Below are 24,885 nucleotides of genomic sequence, written 5' to 3'. Positions count from 1 at the left end.
CTAATTATCTAGTTGCAGCACTTTGGCAGTGGCTGTACGAATATCTAAACAGGCTTTTGCATCCGTTTTTAAGTCAATCCCATAGGTTGGAATGATGTCTTTTAAACGTGTTTCCCATCCATCGCCTTTGAGTTGCTCATCAAAACACGTTTTTAATACGTTTAGCGCAATAAATGCCGCTGTGGAGGCCCCCGGAGATGCTCCCATCAATACAGTAAATGATTTATCCGCACTAGTAATCAGTTCTGTACCAAACTCTAAAACCCCTTTTTTATCATGGTCAGGTTTAATAATTTGTACTCGTTGCCCTGCAACCACCTCTTTCCAATCCTCATGCTGTGCTTCTGGGTAGAATTGTTGCAGCATAGCAAATTGGTGAGCAGAAGTTTGCAGGACTTGGCCCACTAAGTATTCTGCGAGTGACCAGTTATCTTTCGCAACCGCAAGCATTGGTTCAATGTTATTCAATTTAACCGATTCAAACAGGTCTAAATAAGAGCCGTGCTTAAGGAATTTACTCGAAAAACCGGCATAAGGCCCGAATAATAGAGAACGTTTACCACCAATAATACGAGTGTCCAAGTGTGGAACAGACATTGGTGGTGAGCCTTTGTCTGCTTTACCATAGACTTTTGCATGGTGGCGAGAGGCAATTTCTTCGTTATCACAACGCAGCCAGATACCACTGACGGGGAATCCACCATACCCTTTTCCTTCAGGGATCCCTGATTTCTGTAGTAATTCGATTGCTCTACCGCCTGCACCAACAAACACAAACTTCGCGGAAGTCATTGTTTTCTCGTGCGTGAGTAGGTTTTTAACTTCAATATTCCATCTGCCATCGGCGGTTTTTTTAACATCGATGACTTCATGTTTATAGTGAATTGAAAAACCGGGCTGTTCGCTTAATTGTGCGATTAATAAATGCGTTAGCGCACCGTAATCGACATCAGCACCGGTATTAACACGGGTAACCGCAATCGCTTCTTTAGGGTCTCGGCCTTCCATGATCAGAGGTGCCCACTCGTTGATCTGCTTTGGATCATCACTGTATTCCATGTTGTGGTAACAGTGGTGAGCAGACATCTGTTGGTAGCGTTGTTTCAAGAATTTTACATTGTCTTCACCCCAAACAAAGCTCATGTGTGGGCATGGGTGAATAAAGTCACGTGGGTCTTTAATTTTGCCTTTGGTGACCAGATAAGACCAAAGCTGACGAGAGAGATCGAATTCAGTATTGACTTCAAGGGCTTTACTGATGTCCACCGTACCATCTGGATTTGGTGGTGTATAGTTCATCTCACAGTTAGCGGCATGCCCTGTTCCCGCATTGTTCCACGGGTGGGAACTTTCTTGGGCACAGTCGTTTAGCCTTTCAAAAACGGCGATCGTCAGTGAAGGTTCAAGTTCTTTGAGAAATGTACCAAGCGTTGCACTCATGATCCCTGCACCTATGAGAGCAATATCGACATTCTCAGCAATGGGTTTGCTCATGATGCCCCCTATTTTTTTGTTGGAGTGAAGCAAAGATCGGTGCCTTCTTGATAGACAACATAAGCACGACGCCAAGGCTCATCACCAATAAGCCGCCATTTATGGCCTGTTCCTGTATTATCTTGCGCAAGTAAAATATCACCTGGGTTGATGATAAATTTAGAACCATCTTTGGTTTCGAATTCTAAAGTGCCTGAAAGTGTAATGACATAGCGAGGAACTGGGTCTTGATGCCAATCAAAAGAGCCGCCAGAAACTGTTTCACGAAAGGTAAGCTCGTTGACTGCAATGGTAGGGGTTTGGTTATCGCCTCCTGCTATATTATTGAGCTCAAGAGTGCCCTCTTCAAATAGAGAATTTCCATCTTCTCCTGTCCACATACGAACGCAGCGTATCATTTTATTTAGCTCCTTAATCACCGACTGTAATGTATAACAATTATTTGATATTCATTAGATGCAAAAATAAGACTCTTAAAATGATGATATATAAAATTAATATTATTTGAATTTAAAGTTTTTTAGCGAGTAGGTCAAAGCTAAATATGTTTTATCTTGGCTTTATGATTTTATTTTTTAATTAAACAACAAAATAATAAAAGTTGATTGTCTTTTTATGATTTGTTTTATTTTTATCGTTCGTTTAATGACTGATAAAAAATAGGAGAGCTCACGATGACTTATTTTATCATTATGAGCTATAAGTATAGGATCAGCTTTTTAGAATAGAGTTTAGGGCGAGATATTGGATTAGCATAATGGTTTTACCATCAACTATTTCTCCCGTTCTTATCGCATCAACGGCTTTAGGGAAGGGCCACTCTAAAACTTCAATATCTTCCCCTTCTTCTTCAAGCCCACCACCTGCGTTACGACGATTATTATCGCTATATTCAGCAATGTAAAAGTGGAGTTTTTCGGTGACTGAACCAGGGCTCATAAAGGCTTCAAAAACTTTTTGAATTTTATCGACTTTAAAACCCGTTTCTTCTTCTGCTTCAGCAATAATACGAGCTTCTGGTGAGACATTTTCTAGTAAACCAGCGGCGGCTTCGATCAGAAAATCAGAATAGCCATTAACATAAACAGGCATACGAAATTGACGAATTAAAATAATGCTATTTTTTATTTTGTTATATAACAAAATAACGGCACCATTGCCTCTATCATAGACTTCGCGCTCTTGTTGTTGCCAACTACCATCTCGACGTTGTAACTCATAAGTATATTTTTTTAAAATATACCAATTATCTGAAAGCAGTTTCTCACGAATATTCCGTATGTTAGGGAGTTTTACAGTCATTAAGCAGCCTTAGTAAGCAAAAATAATTTTGTTAATTTAGCACTGTTAATTTCTGTATGAAATAGGATTTAGATGGGACCTGCTTTAGAGCAGATCCCATTGTAAACTTGCGGGTTATTTAATTATTTGGATTTGTTTAACTTCGACTTCTCTTGAATTCCAGTCTTTATCAATTTTACCGCGAATTTCAACTTTATCTTTTGGCGTTACATTTATGCCATTCCAACGCTTTTCGCTGATTTCTAAATTAATAGTGCCAGTACCATCGGTGAATTCATAATGTTTATGGTCAAGTTGTTTGACGATATTCCCACGTAAAATAACCCAGCTGTCATCTGACATATCAAGTGCTTTTGCGACAGTCATTTCCCCACTATTTGGGCCGATGAAACCACCGGTTGGAGAGGTTTGGGCTGTTGTATTTGTGGCAGCGCCAGGGCCGTCAAACCCGCCATTTGCAGCGAAAACAGGTGCACTCGCGAGTGCAGCAACTAAAGCAATTACAGGTAATTTTTTCATCATCGGTATCTCCAAATTGGATGTAAACTTGTTTGTATGGAGGGTATTAAACCAAGTAAATCTTAACAGGATCTTAAGAAACTTAACTAACGAATTATATTTTTAATTTTGCCAATAATAGCTAGTCATATTATAGCTGATAGGATAAATATAATAATATTCTAATATGGGGGTAGATTATGCGAATTCTACTAATTGAAGATGACCGGTTAATTGGTGATGGCTTAAAAGTGGGCTTAACCCAATTAGGATTTACCATTGATTGGTTTATGGATGGTAAACAGGGGCAACTCGCTTTATTTGATGCACCTTATGACGCTGTTGTACTCGATCTTTCGTTACCAAATATTGATGGAATGGATATTTTGAAGCATTGGCGTAAGGAGGGGCGTGATGAGCCAGTCTTGATTTTGACGGCACGGGATGCTTTGGATCAGCGTGTTCAAGGACTTCAACAAGGGGCTGATGATTATCTTTGTAAACCATTCGCTTTAATGGAAGTCATGGCGCGTTTGCAAGCGTTGATCCGCCGCCGAAGTGGGCAATTATCTTCTAAACTTACGCATGGTGATGTCGAAATGGATCCAGTTGCAATGACGGTGACACAGCAAGGTGAACCTGTACAACTAAAAGGGAAAGAGTTTGCTTTACTTTCTTTATTTATGCATAACCCAAATAAAGTTTTTTCTCGCCCTTTAATTGAAGAAAAATTATATAACTGGGATGAAGAGGTCTCTAGTAACTCGGTTGAGGTACATATCCATCATTTAAGGCGTAAATTAGGCAATAAGTTTATTCGAACCATTCATGGTGTTGGTTATCGATTAGGTGATGATAAATGATGAAGACATTTAGTCTTAGGCTGAAACTCACTTTAATGCTGCTCTTGTTAGCTTTACTGACATGGGGGATCGCCAGTTCGTTAGCGTGGTACCAAAGCTATAAAACGATTAATGAGCTGTTTGATACCCAGCAAATGGCGTTTGCTAAACGGTTATCTGTTTTACCATCAGGCTTTGAATTGAGCCAGCCTTCACTGACTAAAACCAAAAAACTATTGCGAAAGAACCGTGGCCATCAAGATGACGATGCACTGGCATTTGCTATTTTTACACCAGGCGGCGAAATGGTATTAAACGACGGTGATAACGGTAGAGACATCGTCTATCAATTTAAGCGAGAAGGGTTTAGCGATGGGATGATCCAAGGAAGTGACGACCCTTGGCGTTTTGTGTGGCTAAAATCTCAAGATGGTCGATATATCATTGCAGTAGGGCAAGAGTGGGAATACCGACAAGAAATGGCAACCGATATTATGGTTGCACAATTTATGCCTTGGTTGATTGCTTTGCCAATCATGTTATTACTATTTTTATGGCTGTTGACACGAGCTTTACGCCCATTGAAGGACGTAGCAAACCAGTTATATCACCGAAAACCTGATGAACTAACCCCAGTACAAGTGACGCGAATTCCCAGTGAAGTAAGACCTATTATTGACTCTATGAATGTACTGTTTGGCCGTATTAATGAAATGTTTGCTCGTGAACGACAATTTACCTCGGATGCGGCTCATGAACTACGTAGCCCACTTGCAGCATTAAGGGTGCAGGCAGAAGTGGTGCAAATTGCAGGGAATGATGCAGATATCCGTAACCATGCAGTGGCTAATTTATCGGAAGGTATTGATAGGGCGACAAGGCTTGTTGACCAACTACTGATGTTGTCTCGGTTAGAGTCATCCACGCAACTTGATGATATTACAGTTGTATCTTGGCCTGAGTTAATTGAAGCGGCGATAAAAGATGTAGAGCCGGAAGCTAAAGAGCAGCAAACAACGATAATAAATACTTTAGTTGCTAGCCCCCCTGATTTTCAAGGTCAGCCATTACTACTCAATGCGTTGCTGAGAAATTTGCTCAATAATGCAATCCGTTATGGAAAAATAGAGGGGCGAGTGGAGATTATTTTGTATGCTGATCACCTTGAAATTCAAGATGATGGTAATGGCGTGACACCTGAAGTTTTACGGCGGTTAGGTGAGCGCTTCTATCGTCCGCCGGGACAAGAAAAAACTGGGAGTGGCTTAGGGCTCTCTATTGTTAAACGGATTGCGCAATTGCATCATTTACAAGTTATTTTTACTCATGGCGTTAATGGGGGCTTTTGTGCCAAAGTGTATTGGAATGAAACTAAAACGTGATAATAAGCGCATTAATTATGATTGTTTATTAAAATAATAATCATAATTATGCATATTTAATGTAAGGGCATTTTAGCATAACTCACTATTTTTAACTCAAGTGAGATAGGGCTAACTACCTGTCGCGTGTGAGAAATTGTAGTGTGCGAATTGCGCACACTACATACTAACTTAGTAACTGCAAAAGGTAGACGTTATTGGTTTAGTGATGAGACTAACAAACTAATGACTTTTTGAATTTCTTGGGTATTTAATTCACCATCTTTGAAAAACAACACTTTCCCTTGATTATCTAATACGATAATTGCTGAACTTTCTGGTTTCAAGCCCCATGCGTTCTTCACCGTACCTTCGCTATCAACAATAAATTGTGAATATGGAAACTCTTTTTTGCTATCTTCAACGCTGTTTTTCACAAATACACCCGTACCGAAAATTGCATCATCGGTATTAATGATTGTTGTTGTTTGATAGCTATCATGAGGGAACTTGGCTTGCTTGATAGCCTCAACTAAGGGGGCATTGAGTTCTTTTGCTGAAGAACGGCCAGCAATGTGTTGGATAGTACGCACCTTTCCAACGAGCTGTTGGCTTTTCCACGGTTGATAATCCAATTTCCCGTCATTATTCATGACAAGCTCACCCTTGTCAGTGACAGAAACAGCAGGAACAGATTGGTTTAATTGAATATTTGCTGCAGAAGCTACTGCAGATACCCCAAGCAAGCATATTAAAAGTAAATAATTTTTTATCATAAAAGCCCCTTGATTGATTATTTTGCCATGTGAGCCTAGTGGTTTGTCTGATGACTACTATTTATAGCATAGCTCATCGGATGAGTTACAAGAGGTAATTTAACATTTTTTTAAAATTTAGAATAAAAGCAAAGTTTATGGGGTTTTAACAGTTAATTTACAGTGTCATGTTATGTCAGTAAATTGAATAAAACTGCAATTTTAGAACCAAAATAAAAATTTCTGGTCTATGATTATTGTACGGTATGAGTTATTGAATATCGTAAGAACAAAGGGGAGGCAAAGTTCTAATGAAAATTTTTAACCGTTATAACCCATCTAAGATTGCTCTTTACGTCAAAACGCTATTCCGTGGCAGGCTCTATATTAAGGATTTTGGGGCATTTGAGTTTAACTATGGGAAAATTCTACCACCTAAAATCAGTGATAAGCGCCATTACAATGTGATGAGTGAGGTCAATAAACAGGTTTCATTATTGCAGGCAGAACTGGGGTAGGTTAATCAGCAGTTTTTGGTTAACAACGCGCCACATAGGTGGCGCATTGAAAGAAACGGCTTCGCTATCAAGCATTAATGTCCTGTATCTTTTGTTTGTTGTCTTGCGCCAGCCGTTTCAATAGTATTTTTTCCGGGTTGTACAACGACAGGTGATGGCGCTGTAGTCAGGCGAGTTACGAGTAATTGGTCAATTTTGTAATTATCAATATCGACGACTTCAAATTTATAGCCCGCATATTTCACATAATCTGTCCGTTTCGGCATTCTTCTTAACCGGTACATCATAAACCCTGCGATGGTTTCATAGTTGCTAAAGTCAGGGAAATCATCAATATCTAAAATGCGCATCACATCTTCAATTGGCGTTCCGCCTTCAACTAACCAAGAATTCTCATCACGTACTACGATTTGCTCTTCTTGCCCTGGACCAATTAAGTCCCCCATTAGAGTGATCATTACATCATTGATGGTAATGATACCCATGACTAATGCATATTCGTTGAGAATCACAGCAAAATCGACGGCGTTTGTTTTAAATGCTTCTAAGGTATCTGATAATGAGAGGGTGTCAGGGATCATGAGCGTATTTCTAATGTGAACACCATCTTTTAAACTTAAGCTCTGCCCATTGAGTACACGGTTAAGTAATTCTTTCGAATCAACATAACCAATAACATGGTCAATACCCCCTGCACATACTAGAAACTTAGAATGTGGCTGGGTTGAAATTTTATGTTTGATGCTTTCTTCTGACTCGTCTTTGTCAAAATAAATGATACTTTCACGCGGAGTCATCGCTGATGGTACAGTACGTGATTCCAGCTCAAACACGTTCTCAATTAATTCGTGTTCTTGTTTACGTAACACACCCGCTACAGCACCTGCTTCAACGACCGCAAAAATATCATCAGAAGTGATATCTTCATTGCGTGATGTAGGTAATTTGAATAATTTAAAAAACAGGTTCGCAAGGCCATTAAAAAACCAGACGAATGGGCTCAGTACCACTAAACAGAAGCGCATCGGATTCACAATACGAATTGCAATGGCTTCAGGTTTTACCATACCAATGCGCTTAGGCGTTAAATCAGCCACTAAAATAAACAAGCTTGTCACAATGGTGAATGACAGGATTGATGAAACTTGTTGAGCCCAGCTTGGGGATAAAAATTGAATAAAGATATCGTACAAAGCTGGAGAAAAAGCAGATTCCCCCACAATACCGGCAAGGATAGCAACGGCATTTAAACCAATTTGAACGACGGTAAAAAACATTCCCGGCATTTCTTGTAATTTAAGCACGCGAGCCGCATTAATGTTGCCTTCGTCGGCCATAAGTTTAAGTTTAATGCGGCGGGAAGCTGCCAGAGAAATTTCTGACAAAGAAAAGAATGCGCTAATTGCACATAATAATAGAACAATTAATAAACTGTTGAGCATAAGTTATCCAGCCAATCAAAGGAAGAATCCATAAAATTCAAAAATCTCTGAAGGCATAGTCTCGTGTATTTAAATATATTGAGTATGCAAATATATGTTGCGCAATATGCGCAAATTGTTGATATGTTGCATTAGTATAGCACTGAGGTGATTTATCTGCCTAGATATTCATCATCATTCAAGCTGCTTTAAGTCATATTGAAAAGCAACTTGAATGGTTGGGAAGATGAACTCACTGTATTAAGTTATTGATTTATTTGTTTAACGAAGGTGGTAAACAGATACCAATCCCTCCTAATCCGCAATATCCATTCGGGTTTTTGTATAAGTACTGCTGGTGGTAATCTTCGGCAAAATAGAAAGTGTCTAAGGGCGCTATTTCGGTCGTGATTGCACGAGAGTCATGCTGCGCTATCATTGCATTTTGGTAAGCTTGCAGTGTTTCCATCGCTTGCTGGTCTTGCTCATCTGACACAGTATAAATTGCGGAACGATATTGGCTTCCCATGTCATTTCCTTGGCGCATGCCTTGTGCAGGGTCATGGTTTTCCCAAAATAATGTCAATAGTTGAGAGTAACTGATAACTTGCGGATCAAAAACGACACGAACCGCTTCTGCGTGGCCAGTTCGCCCAGAGCAAACTTCCTCGTAGGTCGGGTTAGGGGTCACTCCACCACAATACCCAGCAGAAGTTGAATAAACCCCAGCTTGCTGCCAAAATAATCGTTCAACTCCCCAAAAACAACCCATGGCAAAATAAGCAATTTCCATATTCTTAGGAATAATCTCAATCGAATGATGGTTAAGCGCATGATATGGTGAGTAAGTCATAGCAGTTGCTCTGCCGGGCAGAGGTTGTGCAATACTTGCAGAGTGAAATTTATTAAAAGGCATAATGATTCCTATATGTATTGACCACACAAATAATCTAAAAATAGGGATAAAAACTTGTGTATATGGCGAATTTTACTCAAAATAAATTGATATGAAGTATTTAGTCAATCGAACAATCACCTTAGGAGTAGGCGTGTCGAAATACCCTCTAATTTGTTTTCTCTGCCTAACTGCGGCAGTGCCAGTGGTACACGCAGCTAATCTTCGTCTTAATATTGAAGGCCTTGAAGGACAACTTAATCAAAACGTTCGAGTACAACTGTCTAATATATCGCAAGATGAAGTTGTGCCAAATGGTCGTTTTCGAGCCCGTGTTGAGAAAGCAATTAAAGAAGGTTTAAAGCCTTTAGGTTACTACCAACCCACGGTTGAATTTAGCTATGAAGAAAAAACCCCGCCTGCTCGTTCCGTTTTAACCGCCAAGGTCACTCCTGGAGAACCTATTTTATTGAAGGGAGTGACTGTTGAATTGCAAGGTGGAGCAAAAACGGATCCCGACTATGAAAAGATGCTCAAACAATATACGCCAAAGCTTGATACAGTTCAAAATGATGGCGAATACGAAGAATTTAAAGGGCGCTTTAGTAGTTTAGCTGTTCGCAAAGGTTATTTTGATGCGATGATGGAGAAAAGCCAACTGGGTATTTCTCTTGATCACCATGCGGCTTATTGGGATTTTGATTTTAACAGTGGTGAACGTTATCGGTTTGGTGCAATTTCTTATTCAGGTTCGCAAATCCGAGAAGATTACCTGAATAACCTAGCCCCTTTTAAAAAAGGGGAATACTACACATCAGAGCAACTTGCTGAGTTTAACCGTCGGTTAGCTGAAACAGGTTGGTTCTCTTCTGCAATTGTGACACCGCGTATTGTGAGTGCGCGCAAAGCAAATTCTTATGAGTTACCGATGGAAGCGGTAATGACCCCTAGAGCGAAAAACTTTATTGAGCTTGGGGGAGGCTATGCCACCGATGTCGGCCCTCGCGTTAAAGCCACATGGAATAAGCCTTGGATTAACTCTCGTGGGCAGAGTTTAACGTCAAATATTAGTTTATCCCAACCAGAACAATTAATTGATGCGAGTTATAAAATTCCATTAAAAGCGAACCCGCTTGAGCAATATTATGCGGTTCAAGGGGGCTTTAAACGGACAGATTTGAATGATACACAAGCGAATACAACAACCTTGAATGTGTCTCGTAACTGGGATTATTCATCCGGTTGGCAATATGGCGTAAACATGCGTTGGATGCTGAGTAACTTTACCCAAGCTAACGTGACGAATACGACGATGTTGCTGTATCCCGGGGCCTATGTAAGCCGCATTCGCCAACGCGGCGGTGTGATGCCAACATGGGGAGATAGCCAACGTTATTCTATTGATTATTCGAATAAAATTTGGGGTTCAGATATCGACTTCGCTGTACTACAAGCCAAAAATGTATGGATCAGAACGCCATGGGAGGGGCATCGCTTTGTCGTTCGTGGAAATATCGGTTGGATTGAAACCAATGACTTCGACAAAGTTCCACCGGACTTGCGTTTCTTTGCGGGTGGTGATGGTAGCGTGCGTGGATATGGTTATCAAAAGATCTCGCCAGAAGATAGTAAAGGTAAGCTGACAGGGGCATCAAAATTGGCGGTAGGCTCTGTGGAATACCAATATAACTTTACAGGAAATTGGTGGGGAGCGACCTTTATTGATAGTGGTGAAGCCGTTGATAACTTTAAAGATAATGATTTTAAAACGGGTGCGGGAGTCGGTATCCGCTGGGTCTCACCGGTTGGTCCAATAAAATTAGACTTAGCAAAACCTATCGGTGATCCAGATAACAACAAAATACAGTTTTATATCGGCTTGGGGACTGAGTTATGAGGTGGTTGAAGTGGCTAAAATGGACCAGTCTTTCCATTTTATTAATTCTCGTTCTGGTTGTTGCCGCACTCAGTTGGGTGATTGGAACGCAATCAGGTCTTCACTTTGCATTAAATACAGCGACACGTTTTGTTCCTGAATTAACCATTGATAAAATTGACGGTGATATTAGTAACTTAACGCTAAGTGGCGTTAAATATCAAATGCCGGGAGTTGATGTTAATGCGGGGAAATTAAATTTAGCGGTACGTCTAGGTTGTTTAACAAGCCGTGAGCTATGTGTCGACAACTTAGGCACGGAAAATGTTACTGTTACTGTCGATACCACCCAATTTCCCCCTGCTGAAGAAACGCCACCATCTGAACCTTTGACTGAACTCAAGGCGCCTTTGACTATTCGTTTGAATCAATTGGCTTTGGTTTCAACGCACGTCAATGTGGATGGTATGGATATTGATTTAGCTAAATTTACCACAGGGGTCACGTGGGAAGGGAAAGCGATCACTATTATTCCAACTGATATCATTGATTTGGCGATTAATTTACCTGAAACCAAATCAGATGTCGTCGCTGAAGAAAAACAGCCAGAGCCAACGCCGATTAATGAACAAAAATCATTAGCAGATGAATTAAAAGCGCTATTTTCTAAACCGTTACTTGCTGAATTACCCGAAGTTATTTTACCTGTTGATTTGAATGTCGACGGTATTAATGCTTCGAATTTTCAATTAACGGGTGCGACTGATCTCAAAATTAACCAATTGCACCTGAGTCTTTCAAATGAAGGGCAACAAGTTCTCGTTAAACAGTTAAAAGTCGATGCACCGCAGGGGAATATTGCGTTATCTGGCACGGCGACCTTGCAAGATAAATGGCCAGTCTCATTGTCAGTCGTGGGGGAAAGCCGTTTAGACGATTTAGATGGGCAAAAGGTAGATCTCTCCTTAAAAGGCGGTTTGATTGATGAGCTAAAATTGGCATTGAATTTACATGGGCCAATTAATGCAAAACTAGATGCAGAAACGGATTTGTCACAAGCAGACCTGCCTATTTTGCTTACATTAGAAAGTGATAAGTTAACGTGGCCGTTAGTGGGGGATGCGCAATATCAACTCGATGGGACACGTCTGCGCCTAAATGGCCGGCCATCGGCTTATGATATGTCTGTACGCTCAGCGATCACTGGGCAGGATCTCCCTCCTTCTACCTTGTTATTAGATGCGAAAGGTAATGAAGAGCAAATTAATTTAACTCGCTTACGTTTAGCCGCTTTGCAAGGTAATGCGGATATTACTGGCGTTGCGGACTGGAGCAAGGCGATTAGTTGGAATGCAGTATTGACTCTTTCGGGTATTAATACGGCAAAACAGTACCCTGAATGGCCTGCTAAAGTGGATGGCAAAATTGCCACTCGCGGAAGTTTATACGGTGGCAGCTGGCAGTTGGATATTCCTGAAATTATTTTAGACGGTAATGTTAAAAATAATCTTTTAAAAGCACGGGGTAAAGCCAAAGGTAACGCAGCAGGCCAATGGGATATTCCGAACTTTAATTTGGCATTAGGTAAAAACAATGTTGATGTAAAAGGTTCTCTTGCCGATAAATGGAATCTTGATGCCAAAATTAATGCCCCTGCACTCAATGGTTTGCTACCGGGCTTAGGTGGTGTGATTGCGGGTGATGTGAAATTACGTGGTAATTTACAAACACCAGAAGCCCTTGTTGACCTTACGGCACGCGGTGTGAAGTGGCAGGATGACCTTGCTATCGAAAATGTTGTTATCAAAGGAAATGTGGCAACAGGCGAACAAATTAAAGGGGATTTATCCGTTGTTCTGCGTCAGCTAAAACAAGGCGATCTTGTCGTCAATAACCTGACTTTAGATGCGAAAGGCAGTGAAAAACAGCACACTTTAAAATTAAATATGAAGGGTGAGCCGGTTTCTGGGCAATTAGCATTAGCGGGGAGTTTTGACCGGCAGACTGAAGTGTGGAAAGGGAATTTAACCAATACCTTATTTGATACGGTGGTGGGTGAATGGCGCTTAAACCAAGCAATGTCACTCGATTATGCCAACCAAACACAAGAAGTGACCATTGGCAGACATTGTTGGGTTAACCCGAATGCCCGTTTGTGTGTACCAAAACCGATTAAAGCGGGTAAAAGTGGTAGCGCGGATATCGTGCTAGAACGTTTTGATCTCGCAATGCTTAAACCATTTATGCCACAAGATACTCGAGTCAGTGGCGTATTTACGGGTAAAGCCAATGCCATTTGGAAAGCGGATGGCAGCATGCCACAAGTGAAGCTGGACTTGCGAGGAAATGATGTCAAAGCGGTTCAGTTCGTGGATGGAACCCGTTTGCCTATTGCTTTTGATACCTTAACGTTAAGTGCTGGGTTGAAAAATGGTAAGGCTGACCTTAGTTGGTTATTTGGGTTGGCTAATAACGGACAGATGCGCGGTAACATCCAAGTGTCTGATATTGAGAAACGTCGCTTGTTGTCGGGTAATGTTGAAATTAATTCGGTGACATTAGATTTAATCAAGCCGTTACTGGGCCAGAAGGAAGTGGCGAATGGCCGTTTAAGTGGAAATCTACGCTTAGGCGGGTCAGCGAATAACCCGTTATTAAATGGTAATTTAGCGCTTTCGAGTTTAGAAGTGAGATCTGCAATGATCCCGTTTGATATCAAAAGTGGTCATTTAGGTGTTAATTTCAACGGCACGAGCTCAGTCATGAATGGTCAGATAAACACGCCAGAGGGCTATCTGAACATTGATGGTGACGCAGATTGGCGCAATATTGATGCATGGCGTGCAAAAATCATGGCGCGAGGTAATAACCTCCGTGTTTCTTTACCGCCGATGATCCAAATTGATGTTCAACCGGATATTGTATTTGATGCATCACCTTCGGTACTCACGTTAAATGGTACGGTCAATATTCCATGGGCTCGAATTACTGTTCAAGAGCTCCCTGAGTCGGCGGTAAGCGCATCTTCAGATGTGGTGATGTTAGATAGCAACTTACAGCCAATTGAACAAAAAGCGCCATCCATTCCTATTCAGACCAATTTGGATATTAAAATTGGTAACGATGTTCGATTGGATGCGTTTGGCTTAAAAGCGCGCCTGACGGGTTTATTGAAAGTGGTTCAAAATATCCATGGCTTGCACATCAATGGTCAGGTGGATATTCCAGCTGGTCGTTTCCGTGCTTATGGGCAAGATTTGATTGTACGTAAGGGGCAAATTCAGTTCTCAGGCCCTGCGGACCAACCATTCTTAAACTTAGAAGCTATACGTAACCCAGACAACACGGCAGATGGCGTGATTGCAGGGGTGAAGGTCACTGGGCTTGCAGATAAACCGAAAGTAGAAATATTCTCTGAACCGGCGAAAACACAACAAGAAGCGCTGTCTTACTTATTAAGAGGAGAGGGCTTAGACAGTGGGGACGCAAATGGTTCACAAATGACATCTATGTTAATAGGCTTAGGTGTAGCACAAAGTGGGCAACTCGTGGGCAAAATTGGTGAGACATTTGGGGTCTCTGATTTAGCCGTCGATACCCAAGGTGTGGGGGATGGTTCTCAAGTCGTTGTAAGTGGTAAGATCACTAATGATTTACAAGTGAAGTATGGAGTTGGTATCTTTGACTCATTGGCGACGTTAACTTTACGTTATCGATTGATGCCAAAACTGTATTTAGAAGCTGTGTCTGGTGTTAATCAGGCATTGGATCTCCTTTACCAATTTGAGTTTTAGATTATGCGTGTAATTGTTTATGGCAGCTTAAGACAAAAGCAAGGAAATCATCACTGGATGACTTATGCTCAGCTACTTGGTGAGCATAAGCTAGAAGGCTATGAACTGTATGATCTTGGATATTATCCAGCGGTTGTCAAAGGGGATGGGGCGATAGAGTGCGAAGTTTATCGAATCAACCCGTCCATTTTGACAGAGTTAGATGAGCTAAAGAAAAATTCTCAAGACTATGTGAGGGAGCTCATCCCAACGCCGTATGGTAACGCTTGGATTTATCTATATAAACATTCCGTTGATGGTCTACGCCAAATAAAAAGTGGCGACTGGTTGAAACGTGATGAAGAAAAGTAGCTATCCAATATTATATTGAATGCTATAGTTATACAGGACGCCAGCTATGATAGCTGGCGTTTTTTATAGATTAATTAACTGATTATAACCCATAAAAAAAGCCCTGGTATTAACCAGAGCTTTCATAATCTCCCTATAGGGGGATTATTTTTTTGCAGCGCGTTCGAAAGATTCGATGATCTCTGCTTTTGCAGATGCCGCGTCTTCCCAACCATCAACTTTAACCCACTTACCTTTTTCTAAATCTTTGTAATGTTCAAAGAAGTGAGTAATTTGAGCACGCAGTAATTCTGGCAGGTCGTTCACATCTTTAATGTGATCGTATTCTTTGCTTAATTTAGTGTGCGGAACAGCCACTAATTTTGCATCTTCACCAGACTCGTCAGTCATTTTCAGTACGCCAACAGGACGGCAACGGATGACTGAGCCTGGTTGCAATGGGTATGGAGTTGGAACTAATACATCAACTGGGTCACCATCTAAAGACAGGGTGTTGTTGATGTAACCATAGTTGCATGGATAGAACATCGCTGTTGACATGAAACGGTCTACAAACAGCGCACCAGACTCTTTATCAACTTCATATTTGATAGGATCTGCGTTCGCAGGGATTTCGATGATAACATAGATATCTTCTGGCAGATCTTTACCTGCCGGTACATTGTTCAGGCCCATTTAAATGTATCCTTTGTGTGAATAATGAATTTACTCATTTTAATTTGTCGCTGGCATCGCATTTATTGCCGCCTTTAGGCAAATTAAATAATAGAGTAGATAGCGTGAGGGACATTATAGCCGTAAAAGGGGACAAAACTCACTAGTTGGTGAAAAAAAGGGACAAAAAAGGCGGGAAGCCCCGCCTTATAATTAATGAATTAGATTATTCCGTGTCAGGGAATTCACGCATAAATGATTCTGCTTTTTCTACCATCGACTCAGTTCCGACAAAGAACGGCGCACGTTGGTGTAATTCGCTAGGTATGATATCTAAAATGCGGTTTGCTCCGTCACTGGCTTTACCACCGGCTTGTTCTGCTAAAAATGCAATTGGGTTACATTCGTACAGAAGGCGCAGTTTCCCATTTGGATGGCTTGCCGTACTTGGGTAAATATAAATTCCCCCTTTGAGCAAGTTACGATGGAAGTCTGCAACCAAAGAACCGATATAACGCGTGGTATACGGACGATTTGTTGCTTTATCTTCTTCTTGGCAATATTTAATGTACTTTTTAACACCCATCGGGAACTTAATATAGTTACCTTCATTGATGGAGTACATTTTTCCTTCTGATGGGAACATCACTTTTTCATGAGACAAGCAGAACACGCCCAATGATGGGTCGTAAGTAAACGCATGTACACCAACACCAGTGGTGTAAACCAACATCGTTGATGAACCGTAAACCACGTAGCCCGCAGCCACTTGGCGGTTACCAGGTTGCAGGAAATCCGCTTCTGTAACCGGTTGGCCAATTGGCGTGATACGATGGTAGATTGAGAAAATTGTTCCAACGGAAACGTTTACATCGATGTTTGAAGAACCATCAAGTGGGTCCATTAAAACAACATATTTTGCGTTTTCTGCGCGGTCTCCTTCGAAAATGACAATTTCATCTTCTTCTTCAGAGGCGATACCGGCGACTTCTCCGCGTGCTTTTAAAGCCGCTTTCAGTTTTTCGTTTGCATACAGGTCAAGCTTCATCTGAACTTCACCTTGAATATTCGAAACACCGTTAGTGCCAAGAATATCGACAAGTCCAGCTTTATTAATATCACGATGGATAATTTTAGCGCCCAGTTTGATAGCTGATAATAAAGAAGTCAGCTCACCTGTTGCATGAGGAAAATCTTGTTGCTTTTCGACGATGAATTCGCCTAATGTTTTCATGACGAAGGTCCTGAATAAAATTGACAGAGGTTTTGCGGGGCATTTACCCTCGCGCGGGAAGAGTTTAACTAAATAAAAAAAAGATTAATAGGTTAATGCATTTATAAACCTGTTTTTGATGGGTAGAATAGTGACCAACCTCATGCTAATTGGATGAAAAAGAATGCACATACATATTTTAGGTATATGCGGTACCTTTATGGGAAGCTTAGCAATATTGGCTCGTTCTTTAGGACATAAAGTGACGGGTTCGGATGCCAATGTGTATCCACCGATGAGCACATTGCTTGAAAATCAAGGGATTGAGCTTATTCAGGGGTATGATCCGGCTCAGCTTGACCCAATACCGGATATGGTGGTGATTGGTAATGCAATGACGCGTGGAAACCCTTGTGTTGAAGCCGTATTAGAAAGAGGTTTGCCGTATACTTCTGGCCCACAGTGGCTCCATGACTATGTGTTACCGGAACGTTGGGTACTGGCTGTGGCGGGGACCCATGGAAAAACGACCACCGCGGGGATGCTTGCGTGGATCTTAGAAGACTGCGGTTACAAGCCAGGTTTTCTAATCGGCGGTGTCCCAGGTAACTTTGATGTCTCCGCTAAGATTGGTGAAAGCCCGTTTTTTGTCATCGAAGCTGATGAATATGACTGTGCATTCTTCGATAAACGTTCTAAATTTGTTCATTACAGCCCGAAAACCTTGGTATTGAACAACCTTGAATTCGACCATGCGGATATCTTTGAAAACCTCGAAGCGATTCAAAAACAGTTCCATCATCTTGTACGTATTGTGCCCGCCAGTGGCAAAATTTTCACACCGGACAACGACAATCATTTAAAACAAGTGATTGGAATGGGCTGCTGGAGTGAACAAGAGCTGGTGGGCGGGGAGCATGGCGGATGGCAAGCTGAGAAGCTCAGCCACGATGGCAGCCATTTTGCGGTGTATTACCAACAAGAAAAAGTTGGAGAAGTCACTTGGTCACAAGTGGGTAACCACAATATCCAAAATGCATTGATGGCGATTGCAGCGGCTCACCATGTGGGCGTTCCAGTAAAAGAAGCTTGTCTCGCCTTAGATAGTTTTATCAATGCACGTCGTCGTCTTGAGCTACGAGGCGTTGAAAATGGTGTCAGTGTTTACGATGACTTCGCACATCATCCAACTGCTATTTTGGCGACGTTAGAAGCACTTCGCAGCAAAGTTGGGGGAACTTCACGTATTCTTGCGGTGCTCGAACCTCGCTCGAATACGATGAAAATGGGTATCAATAAAAATGATATTGCGCCTGCGCTTGGCCGTGCAGATGAAGTGTTTCTTTTCCAACCCGCCAATATCCCTTGGATGGTGACAGACATCGCTGAAAAATGCGTCCAACCCGCGCGTTGGAGTGCAGATATTGAGGCATTTACCAATATGATTATTGAAACCGCACAACCGGGCGATCATATTTTGGTGATGAGCAACGGTGGCTTTAGTGGCATTCATGGCAAATTGCTCGCAGGTTTGAAAGCGAAAGCAGAAACAGAGCGAGATGATTAAATTCTCTTAGCTAGCTATTTGATAACCCCAGTGATTCTTATGATTACTGGGGTTTTTTTATGTTTGGCATACCCAATGGGCACTGTTCTGTGACGAGACTTAATGTTATTGGACTATTCATTTCTTTTTTTAAACTTCCCATATAACAATCTACTGAATCAGTAAAAAGGTGGAATAAACAACCAACAGCAATGGCTTTAAGTTTCCATGATGGCATGAATAATAATACGACATAGACAACCGCAGCCCAAAAGGAATGGAGTGGGTGGAAACCAATGCCACAGCGCTCTGGGTCGAAAATCGGATCAGCTAGCAGATGATCTAAGTCGATAGCCATCGTGGCAATCATAATCAGGGCCGCTAGTTTCCAATTTTTTCGCCAAAATAGGTAACCAAAGGCAATTGGCATTAGGAAGTGAAAGCCGTAGTGTATGAAGTTACGGAAAATATCAAATAGCAAAATGATGTCTCAAAATAGAATAGAAACAGACAAAAACAATAAGAGGGAAATCAATTTCCCTCTCAGACTGCTGACAAACATATTATGTTTGGCAGCAAGTCGAATAGGTTTTGAAAATAAACTAGGAAAATCAATTTATTGATTTTCGGCTGATAACACAAAGTGGGAAAAACCACGCTTTTATCCCGCTTTGTCAACAACTTAAGAGGGAAATCAATTTCCCTCTTAAGCTAATGTATATCAATAGATTAAAGCTCTTGTTCAAATAACGCTAGAATCGCTTCATACAGTTCTTTTGTGGTGAAATTATTTGCTGGTGTTGAGAAGATAGTATCATCACCAGCAATACTACCTAAAATCCCTTCAGCTTTGCCTAATGAATCTAACAAACGTGCAATAAGCTGTGCAGCACCAGGGCTAGTTCTGATCACGACAACAGAAGGGTTATAGTCTATATCCAAAACCAAGTTTTTGAGTGGACTGGTAGCGGTAGGGACACCAGGCTCTGTAGGCAGGCAATATACCATTTCCATTTTTGCATTACGGGTGCGAACTGCACCAAATTTGGTAAGCATTCTGGAAATCTTTGATTGGTTAATATTTTCGAAGCCTTCTTCTTGCAAAGCTGTGACGATCTCAGCTTGCGAGCTAAATTTTTCTTCTTTAAGTAGGGCTTTAAAAGCCTTAACCAAGTCTTCTTGTTTAGACGGAGTGCGCATAATTAACCCATTCTTTTGCATTGAACCAAGTTGTATTATCCGTAAAAGTGCATTTTTATGCAACAAAATTGCGTTATGATGATTTTATAACCAGTGAATAACTTAAAGTTAGATAAGCTTGTTTCGAGCTGATAGTCAGAAGTATTTATTTATCGTAAATTGTGGGAATGAAAAATTAGCATAATAGAACAATGAATTTTTCAGATGTCTGCTGTAAATTTATTGTTAATAAAAATATTTTTGATTGAATAATATACACTAAAAACAACTTATTGTGCGAAATGCAATACCCTGAAAAACTATTTGTTAAAAAAGTGCCCGTTATCTCATTAACAGATAAGGAATTTGTTTAGAATACTGGCAATTAATAAACAAGTTCTCTTGCGTTAAACTCTCTCTCTATCTGTTAACAAATTGTTTTTTATACGTAATGTGTTAAGTGTATAACAAATAAAGTGATATCTTTTTAAAGTACAAATTAAGGAGTTTCAGAATGAAAGTTGCAGTCCTAGGTGCAGCAGGTGGTATCGGTCAGGCTCTCGCCCTTCTTCTCAAAAACCAGCTCCCAGCAGGTTCAGAACTCTCCCTCTACGACATCGCACCAGTTACTCCAGGTGTTGCTGCTGACCTAAGCCATATCCCAACTGATGTTAAAGTGACAGGCTTTGCCGGCGAAGATGCAAAACCTGCATTGAAAGGTGCTGACATTGTTCTTATTTCTGCGGGTGTTGCACGTAAACCAGGTATGGATCGTTCTGACTTATTTAACATCAATGCGGGTATTGTCCGTAATCTGATCCAACAAATTGCTGAAACCTGCCCTAAGGCATTGATTGGTATTATCACTAACCCAGTGAATACCACCGTTGCTATCGCTGCGGAAGTCCTGAAAAAAGCAGGAGTATACGATAAAAACCGTTTATTCGGTGTGACGACGTTAGATATCATTCGTTCTAATACGTTTGTTGCTGAGCTGAAAGGCAAAAATGTTAATGACCTTGAAGTGCCTGTTATTGGCGGCCACTCAGGTGTGACTATTCTGCCATTGTTATCTCAAATTGAAGGTGTTAGCTTCACTGATGAGGAAGTTGCCGCGTTAACCAAACGTATTCAAAACGCAGGTACAGAAGTCGTTGAAGCGAAAGCGGGTGGCGGGTCTGCAACTTTATCTATGGGCCAAGCAGCCGCACGTTTAGGTTTATCTTTAATTCGTGGTCTCCAAGGCGAAAGCAATGTAGTTGAATGTGTTTACACTGAAGGTGATGGTGAACACGCTCGCTTCTTCGCACAACCAGTTGTTTTAGGTAAAAACGGTATCGAAAAGCATTTACCAATCGGTAAATTAAGCGCATTTGAAGAGAAAGCGCTGAAAGACATGCTAGATGTATTAAAAGCAGATATCGAATTAGGTGAAAAATTCATTAATGGCTAATGCCAATTAATTTTTCCTAATAGTGAATGTGAAGGGTTGAGTTTCGTTTAGAACTCAACCTTTTTTATTGGGTAAGTCATCATGAAGCATGCTGTCGCATCCAATGGTCCCAATGCGGATCTGATGGTATTTTCTCTACTAAAAAATCAATAAATGTCCTGATTTTAGGTGAGTGTGTATGGGCTGGGTGGTATAAAGCATATAGGGCAAATGGGGTGGATTTAGGGTCATAATCCAATAAGACAGGGAGCAACTCTCCGTTTTCAATATAATTGCCTAGCATATAAGTAGGTAAACAAACGATACCTTGATGGCAGCGTGCTGCCTCTAATAACCCTAAACTACTATTTACCTCAATCATATTATTAATTTCTAGAGGATATGCGCTACCGTCTTTATCCGTCATGCGCCAGGTGTCAGGAATATTTGGATTAATTAAACAATTGTGTGATGCAATATCGGCAGGGGATTGAGGAATACCATATCGTTCGAAATAAGTACGGCTTCCACAGTATACCCAATTAATATTACAAATTTTCCGTAATGCAAAGTTTTCAGGTGGGTGGCTGGTAATTCGTAATGCAATATCGAAATCAACTTCATTTAAATTAATAAGTTCGTCATTAAGGTCAACAGACAAACTCACTTTAGGATTGGTTTCTCGGTATTCACTGTATATTTGCATTAAATGACAAACTCCAAATGCAATAGAACAGGTAATTTTTAATTGCCCTTGAGCATGTTGATAGAAGCTGGCGGTATTGACCAGTGAGTCATCGAGATCGGCCAATAAGTTTTGCGATCGTTGCAATAAATAGCGCCCTGCGTCTGTTAAAATAAAATTTCGCGTTGTGCGCTTTAGGAGTACAACCCCCAATTGATCTTCGAGTTGTTGAAGGCCTCGACTAACTGATGATGGCGTTACATTCAGCTTCTTTGCAGCCAGGCTGAAGCTATTACACTCGACGATTTTGATGAATAACTCTAAATGCCGAAAAATCGCGTAGCTGTCAATTTTTGCTTTAAACGCAAAAGTGTTTTTATTTATTAGCATTGTCATGCCCTATTAAACCCGTTTATTCCAGCATACTATAATTGTGAATTTATCGCAGTTTACTCATGCCACACCAGTTTTAAAAAAAAATGTAGCTTCTACACAATATTGTTGTTCCTAACTTTTTTAATAATTAAATCTATAACGTTGAGGAATAGACTATGTCTAATAGTATTCAGGCAAGTGCAGATAATCCGATTAATACAAAAAAGATCCCCTTTACAAAATATGATGTTGGTTGGGTTATTTTATGCATTGGTATGGCAATTGGTTCAGGGATTGTTTTTATGCCTGTGCAAATTGGTATCAAAGGTATTTGGGTCTTTATTGCTGCAACAATACTTTCTTATCCAGCAATTTATTGGCTACAAAATTTATATCTCAGAACATTATCTGAATCTGAAGAATGTAATGACTACGCCAGTGTTATTACACAATATTTAGGTAAAAACTGGGGGATAGCATTAGGGATTGCCTATTTTTTGATGTTATTGCATGGAATGTTCTCTTACTCGCTGGCGGTCACCTTCGATAGTGCTTCTTACATTAAAACGTTTGGATTAACGGAAGGGCTATTATCTGATTCTGTTTGGTATGGGTTGATTATTATTTCAGTATTAGTCGCAATTGCTGCACAAGGGGAGCGGTTACTGTTTAAAGTCTCTGGTCCAATGGTTATTGTAAAATTCGGTATTATCGTACTGCTTGGTATAGTGATGGTTCCATATTGGAATTTTGCCAATATCACAGCATTTCCTGATTTTCTCCCATTTATGAGAGATGTTTTTTTAACACTACCATTTACCTTATTTTCTATATTGTTTGTGCAAATATTGAGCCCCATGAACATTGCGTATCGTAAAATAGAAAGTAATAAGCGTATCGCGACATACCGAGCAATACGCGCTAACCGTGTTGCGTATATTATTCTCGCCGTTGCAGTCTTGTTTTTTGCTTTTTCTTTTACTTTCTCAATTAGCCATGAGCAAGCCGTATCGGCCTTTGAACAAAATATTTCAGCATTAGCGATTGCTGCTCAAGTGATACCTGGGGCAATAGTGAAAGTGATGACCGCATTACTCAATATTTTTGCAATCTTGACGGCATTCTTAGGAATTTATTTAGGCTTCCAAGAAGCAATAAAAGGCATTGTTGTCAATCTATTGAGTCGATTTATTCCTGAAGAACGCATTAACCAAACAGTGCTACATTATGGGGTATGCTTAGGCGTTATCATTGCACTGTGGTTTTGGGTTTCAACACGGTTTTCTATTCTGTTTTTCATGCAACTTGGCGGTCCATTATTTGGTATCGTTTCTTGCTTAATTCCTTGCTATCTGGTTTACAAAGTTCCGGCATTACACAAATTTAAAGGCCCAACAGTGTGGTTCATCATTTTCTTTGGTGTGCTGTTATGCCTATCTCCATTCTTTAAATTTTTCGAATAAATAATGATGTTGTTGAGAGGATCTCATGAAGAAAAAAGCGGTATCTGAATTTCATGTTGATACACAAGTCACCCAGCTAGGGAGAGACCCTGCTAAGCAAGCTGGTTTTGTAAATGCTCCCGTTTATCGCGGTTCGACGGTCGTATTTCCAACTGTTGATGCCTTAATCAATGATAGGGCGGAATTTAATTATGGTACAGCGGGCACGCCAACAATTAAGCAATTGGAGCAAGCTTGGTCCGCTCTTGCTGGAGCCGAAGGGACGGTGCTTTCACCATCTGGTTTAGGCGCGATTGTGTTGGCATTGCTGACAACATTGAAAACAGGTGATCATTTATTAATGCCTGATAGTGTTTATCGGCCAACACGTAAGTTTTGTCATGGTCTGTTGGATAAAATGGGGATCATCACAACCTATTATGACCCGATGATTGGTGCTGACATTGAAAAACTGGTAACGCCAAATACCAGCACAATTTTTTTAGAATCTCCAGGTTCTCAAAGTTTTGAAATTCAAGATGTGCCTGCAATTGTTGAGGTTGCAAAACGCCATGACATTGCGACGATTATTGATAATACATGGGCGACACCTTTATTTTTTAAAGCTCATGAACTGGGTTGTGATATCTCGCTGGAAGCAGGCACCAAATATTTAGGCGGCCATTCTGATTTGCTAATGGGAATTGTCTCGGCGAATCAAGCGTGGTGGCCGAAACTACGTGAAACTTATGATTACATGGCCATGTTGCCGGGAGCAGAGGACTGTTTTCTTGCATTGCGGGGTTTGCGAACCTTACCTATTCGCTTAAAAGAAGCTCAAGAAAGAGCTTTAAATATTGCACATTGGCTGCAAGAACGAACCGAAGTGATTCGTATTTTACATCCTGCATTTGCTGATTGCCCAGGCCATGAAATTTGGAAGCGGGATTTTACTGGTTCATCGGGGCTGTTTTCCATTGTACTTGACCCTAAATATACCCAAACAGATATTGCAAAAATGCTGGATGGTTTATCAATTTTTGGTATGGGGTATTCATGGGGCGGTTTTGAAAGCTTAATTATTCCATTTAATTGTGCTGAATATCGAACTGTGACTAATTGGAACCCTGGTGGACCGACATTACGACTGCAGATTGGCTTAGAAAATTTAGATGACTTAAAACAAGATCTCGCTGACGGTTTTTCTCGGATGAAATAAACAAGGCCGTTCTTTATTGGAGAGCCATCTAAG

General features: G+C 40.7%; 22 protein-coding genes. 10 read left to right on the top strand and 12 right to left on the bottom strand.

All coding sequences use genetic code 11. The features are described 5' to 3' along the window. From mqo to M1F17_RS18910, 4 genes are all read right to left on the bottom strand, one after another. The gene (gene mqo / locus M1F17_RS18925; protein ID WP_094961664.1) at positions 1–1,494 is read right to left on the bottom strand and encodes a malate dehydrogenase (quinone); all 1,494 of its coding nucleotides are present in this window, start codon (positions 1,492–1,494) and stop codon (positions 1–3) included. Between the two features lie 8 nt (positions 1,495–1,502). Further along, positions 1,503–1,892, bottom strand: a complete 390-nt coding sequence (locus M1F17_RS18920) for a cupin domain-containing protein (protein ID WP_036958789.1) — start codon at positions 1,890–1,892, stop codon at positions 1,503–1,505. 313 nt (positions 1,893–2,205) lie between these two features. Further along, entirely contained in the window at positions 2,206–2,796 is a 591-nt protein-coding gene (gene nudK, locus M1F17_RS18915) for a GDP-mannose pyrophosphatase NudK (protein ID WP_094961663.1), read from the bottom strand. Between the two features lie 114 nt (positions 2,797–2,910). Then, positions 2,911–3,315, bottom strand: coding sequence for a YgiW/YdeI family stress tolerance OB fold protein (locus tag M1F17_RS18910; RefSeq protein WP_036958838.1), 405 nt, complete (start codon positions 3,313–3,315; stop codon positions 2,911–2,913). Between the two features lie 179 nt (positions 3,316–3,494). Between M1F17_RS18910 and qseB the strand changes: the two genes are divergently transcribed. Further along, positions 3,495–4,157: a quorum sensing response regulator transcription factor QseB gene (gene qseB / locus M1F17_RS18905; RefSeq protein WP_004905970.1), complete on the top strand. Its 663-nt coding sequence runs from the start codon at positions 3,495–3,497 to the stop codon at positions 4,155–4,157. Next, entirely contained in the window at positions 4,157–5,518 is a 1,362-nt protein-coding gene (gene qseC / locus M1F17_RS18900) for a quorum sensing histidine kinase QseC (RefSeq protein ID WP_144139702.1), read from the top strand. The genes qseB and qseC overlap by 1 nt, the downstream gene beginning before the upstream one ends. Before the next feature lie 194 nt (positions 5,519–5,712). On the opposite strand, the gene M1F17_RS18895 is transcribed toward qseC, so the two are convergent. Beyond that, positions 5,713–6,273, bottom strand: a complete 561-nt coding sequence (locus M1F17_RS18895) for a YtfJ family protein (protein WP_094961662.1) — start codon at positions 6,271–6,273, stop codon at positions 5,713–5,715. A 290-nt stretch (positions 6,274–6,563) separates the two neighbouring features. On the opposite strand from M1F17_RS18895, the gene M1F17_RS18890 reads away from it, so the two are divergent. Beyond that, complete coding sequence (locus M1F17_RS18890) at positions 6,564–6,770, top strand: DUF1107 domain-containing protein (protein WP_004905964.1); 207 nt, start codon at positions 6,564–6,566, stop codon at positions 6,768–6,770. Between the two features lie 74 nt (positions 6,771–6,844). Here the strand turns inward: M1F17_RS18890 and M1F17_RS18885 are convergent, their stop codons facing one another. Continuing rightward, the gene (locus tag M1F17_RS18885) at positions 6,845–8,212 is read right to left on the bottom strand and encodes a hemolysin family protein (RefSeq protein ID WP_144139691.1); all 1,368 of its coding nucleotides are present in this window, start codon (positions 8,210–8,212) and stop codon (positions 6,845–6,847) included. A 253-nt stretch (positions 8,213–8,465) separates the two neighbouring features. Continuing rightward, positions 8,466–9,107 (bottom strand): peptide-methionine (S)-S-oxide reductase MsrA, encoded by a 642-nt coding sequence (gene msrA, locus M1F17_RS18880; RefSeq protein WP_110591051.1) that lies wholly within the window; start codon positions 9,105–9,107, stop codon positions 8,466–8,468. A 133-nt stretch (positions 9,108–9,240) separates the two neighbouring features. Here msrA and tamA point away from each other — a divergent pair, with 133 nt between their 5' ends. The 3 genes from tamA to M1F17_RS18865 are packed head-to-tail and all read left to right on the top strand — an operon-like array spanning position 9,241 to position 15,107. Further along, positions 9,241–10,983: an autotransporter assembly complex protein TamA gene (tamA, locus tag M1F17_RS18875; RefSeq protein ID WP_094961660.1), complete on the top strand. Its 1,743-nt coding sequence runs from the start codon at positions 9,241–9,243 to the stop codon at positions 10,981–10,983. Further along, entirely contained in the window at positions 10,980–14,756 is a 3,777-nt protein-coding gene (gene tamB, locus M1F17_RS18870) for an autotransporter assembly complex protein TamB (RefSeq protein WP_094961659.1), read from the top strand. The genes tamA and tamB overlap by 4 nt, the downstream gene beginning before the upstream one ends. Before the next feature lie 3 nt (positions 14,757–14,759). After that, positions 14,760–15,107: a gamma-glutamylcyclotransferase gene (locus M1F17_RS18865; protein WP_004905952.1), complete on the top strand. Its 348-nt coding sequence runs from the start codon at positions 14,760–14,762 to the stop codon at positions 15,105–15,107. A gap of 144 nt (positions 15,108–15,251) precedes the next feature. On the opposite strand, the gene ppa is transcribed toward M1F17_RS18865, so the two are convergent. Together ppa and fbp are read right to left on the bottom strand one after the other, a co-directional pair. After that, positions 15,252–15,782 carry an inorganic diphosphatase gene (gene ppa, locus M1F17_RS18860; RefSeq protein WP_004905951.1) on the bottom strand — a complete coding sequence of 177 codons (531 nt, stop codon included), beginning with the start codon at positions 15,780–15,782 and terminating at the stop codon, positions 15,252–15,254. 205 nt (positions 15,783–15,987) lie between these two features. Further along, positions 15,988–16,995, bottom strand: coding sequence for a class 1 fructose-bisphosphatase (gene fbp / locus M1F17_RS18855; RefSeq protein WP_004905947.1), 1,008 nt, complete (start codon positions 16,993–16,995; stop codon positions 15,988–15,990). A gap of 163 nt (positions 16,996–17,158) precedes the next feature. Between fbp and mpl the strand changes: the two genes are divergently transcribed. Beyond that, positions 17,159–18,541 carry a UDP-N-acetylmuramate:L-alanyl-gamma-D-glutamyl-meso-diaminopimelate ligase gene (mpl, locus tag M1F17_RS18850; protein ID WP_036958785.1) on the top strand — a complete coding sequence of 461 codons (1,383 nt, stop codon included), beginning with the start codon at positions 17,159–17,161 and terminating at the stop codon, positions 18,539–18,541. A 43-nt stretch (positions 18,542–18,584) separates the two neighbouring features. Here the strand turns inward: mpl and M1F17_RS18845 are convergent, their stop codons facing one another. Together M1F17_RS18845 and argR are read right to left on the bottom strand one after the other, a co-directional pair. Then, entirely contained in the window at positions 18,585–19,001 is a 417-nt protein-coding gene (locus tag M1F17_RS18845; protein ID WP_036958784.1) for a DUF6122 family protein, read from the bottom strand. Positions 19,002–19,249: 248 nt separating this feature from the next. After that, positions 19,250–19,720, bottom strand: coding sequence for a transcriptional regulator ArgR (argR, locus tag M1F17_RS18840; protein ID WP_004907450.1), 471 nt, complete (start codon positions 19,718–19,720; stop codon positions 19,250–19,252). A gap of 493 nt (positions 19,721–20,213) precedes the next feature. Between argR and mdh the strand changes: the two genes are divergently transcribed. Next, entirely contained in the window at positions 20,214–21,152 is a 939-nt protein-coding gene (gene mdh, locus M1F17_RS18835) for a malate dehydrogenase (RefSeq protein WP_004905937.1), read from the top strand. A gap of 79 nt (positions 21,153–21,231) precedes the next feature. On the opposite strand, the gene M1F17_RS18830 is transcribed toward mdh, so the two are convergent. Then, positions 21,232–22,206, bottom strand: coding sequence for a LysR family transcriptional regulator (locus tag M1F17_RS18830; protein ID WP_004905935.1), 975 nt, complete (start codon positions 22,204–22,206; stop codon positions 21,232–21,234). 260 nt (positions 22,207–22,466) lie between these two features. On the opposite strand from M1F17_RS18830, the gene M1F17_RS18825 reads away from it, so the two are divergent. Together M1F17_RS18825 and metC are read left to right on the top strand one after the other, a co-directional pair. Continuing rightward, entirely contained in the window at positions 22,467–23,654 is a 1,188-nt protein-coding gene (locus M1F17_RS18825; RefSeq protein WP_232062811.1) for an amino acid permease, read from the top strand. A 25-nt stretch (positions 23,655–23,679) separates the two neighbouring features. Then, entirely contained in the window at positions 23,680–24,852 is a 1,173-nt protein-coding gene (metC, locus tag M1F17_RS18820; protein ID WP_094961656.1) for a cystathionine beta-lyase, read from the top strand. Positions 24,853–24,885: the final 33 nt, after the last annotated feature.

The organism is Providencia sp. PROV073 (genome assembly GCF_033688125.1).
GTDB classification, from domain to species: Bacteria; Pseudomonadota; Gammaproteobacteria; order Enterobacterales; family Enterobacteriaceae; genus Providencia; species Providencia hangzhouensis.
The sequence above is the reverse complement of the archived record's forward strand: the minus strand, read 5'-3'. Positions and strand labels throughout refer to the sequence as shown.

Bases quoted from the DNA above. Each gene is read 5' to 3' on its own strand.
- mdh (WP_004905937.1), top strand. From the start codon at position 20,214: ATGAAAGTTGCAGTCCTAGGTGCAGCAGGTGGTATCGGTCAGGCTCTC.
- qseB (WP_004905970.1), top strand. From the start codon at position 3,495: ATGCGAATTCTACTAATTGAAGATGACCGGTTAATTGGTGATGGCTTA.
- M1F17_RS18890 (WP_004905964.1), top strand. From the start codon at position 6,564: ATGAAAATTTTTAACCGTTATAACCCATCTAAGATTGCTCTTTACGTC.
- qseC (WP_144139702.1), top strand. From the start codon at position 4,157: ATGAAGACATTTAGTCTTAGGCTGAAACTCACTTTAATGCTGCTCTTG.
- M1F17_RS18910 (WP_036958838.1), bottom strand. From the start codon at position 3,315: ATGAAAAAATTACCTGTAATTGCTTTAGTTGCTGCACTCGCGAGTGCA.
- nudK (WP_094961663.1), bottom strand. From the start codon at position 2,796: ATGACTGTAAAACTCCCTAACATACGGAATATTCGTGAGAAACTGCTT.
- msrA (WP_110591051.1), bottom strand. From the start codon at position 9,107: ATGCCTTTTAATAAATTTCACTCTGCAAGTATTGCACAACCTCTGCCC.
- mqo (WP_094961664.1), bottom strand. From the start codon at position 1,494: ATGAGCAAACCCATTGCTGAGAATGTCGATATTGCTCTCATAGGTGCA.
- M1F17_RS18830 (WP_004905935.1), bottom strand. From the start codon at position 22,206: ATGCTAATAAATAAAAACACTTTTGCGTTTAAAGCAAAAATTGACAGC.
- tamB (WP_094961659.1), top strand. From the start codon at position 10,980: ATGAGGTGGTTGAAGTGGCTAAAATGGACCAGTCTTTCCATTTTATTA.
- M1F17_RS18920 (WP_036958789.1), bottom strand. From the start codon at position 1,892: ATGATACGCTGCGTTCGTATGTGGACAGGAGAAGATGGAAATTCTCTA.
- fbp (WP_004905947.1), bottom strand. From the start codon at position 16,995: ATGAAAACATTAGGCGAATTCATCGTCGAAAAGCAACAAGATTTTCCT.
- argR (WP_004907450.1), bottom strand. From the start codon at position 19,720: ATGCGCACTCCGTCTAAACAAGAAGACTTGGTTAAGGCTTTTAAAGCC.
- M1F17_RS18825 (WP_232062811.1), top strand. From the start codon at position 22,467: ATGGCAATTGGTTCAGGGATTGTTTTTATGCCTGTGCAAATTGGTATC.
- M1F17_RS18885 (WP_144139691.1), bottom strand. From the start codon at position 8,212: ATGCTCAACAGTTTATTAATTGTTCTATTATTATGTGCAATTAGCGCA.
- metC (WP_094961656.1), top strand. From the start codon at position 23,680: ATGAAGAAAAAAGCGGTATCTGAATTTCATGTTGATACACAAGTCACC.
- mpl (WP_036958785.1), top strand. From the start codon at position 17,159: ATGCACATACATATTTTAGGTATATGCGGTACCTTTATGGGAAGCTTA.
- M1F17_RS18895 (WP_094961662.1), bottom strand. From the start codon at position 6,273: ATGATAAAAAATTATTTACTTTTAATATGCTTGCTTGGGGTATCTGCA.
- M1F17_RS18865 (WP_004905952.1), top strand. From the start codon at position 14,760: ATGCGTGTAATTGTTTATGGCAGCTTAAGACAAAAGCAAGGAAATCAT.
- ppa (WP_004905951.1), bottom strand. From the start codon at position 15,782: ATGGGCCTGAACAATGTACCGGCAGGTAAAGATCTGCCAGAAGATATC.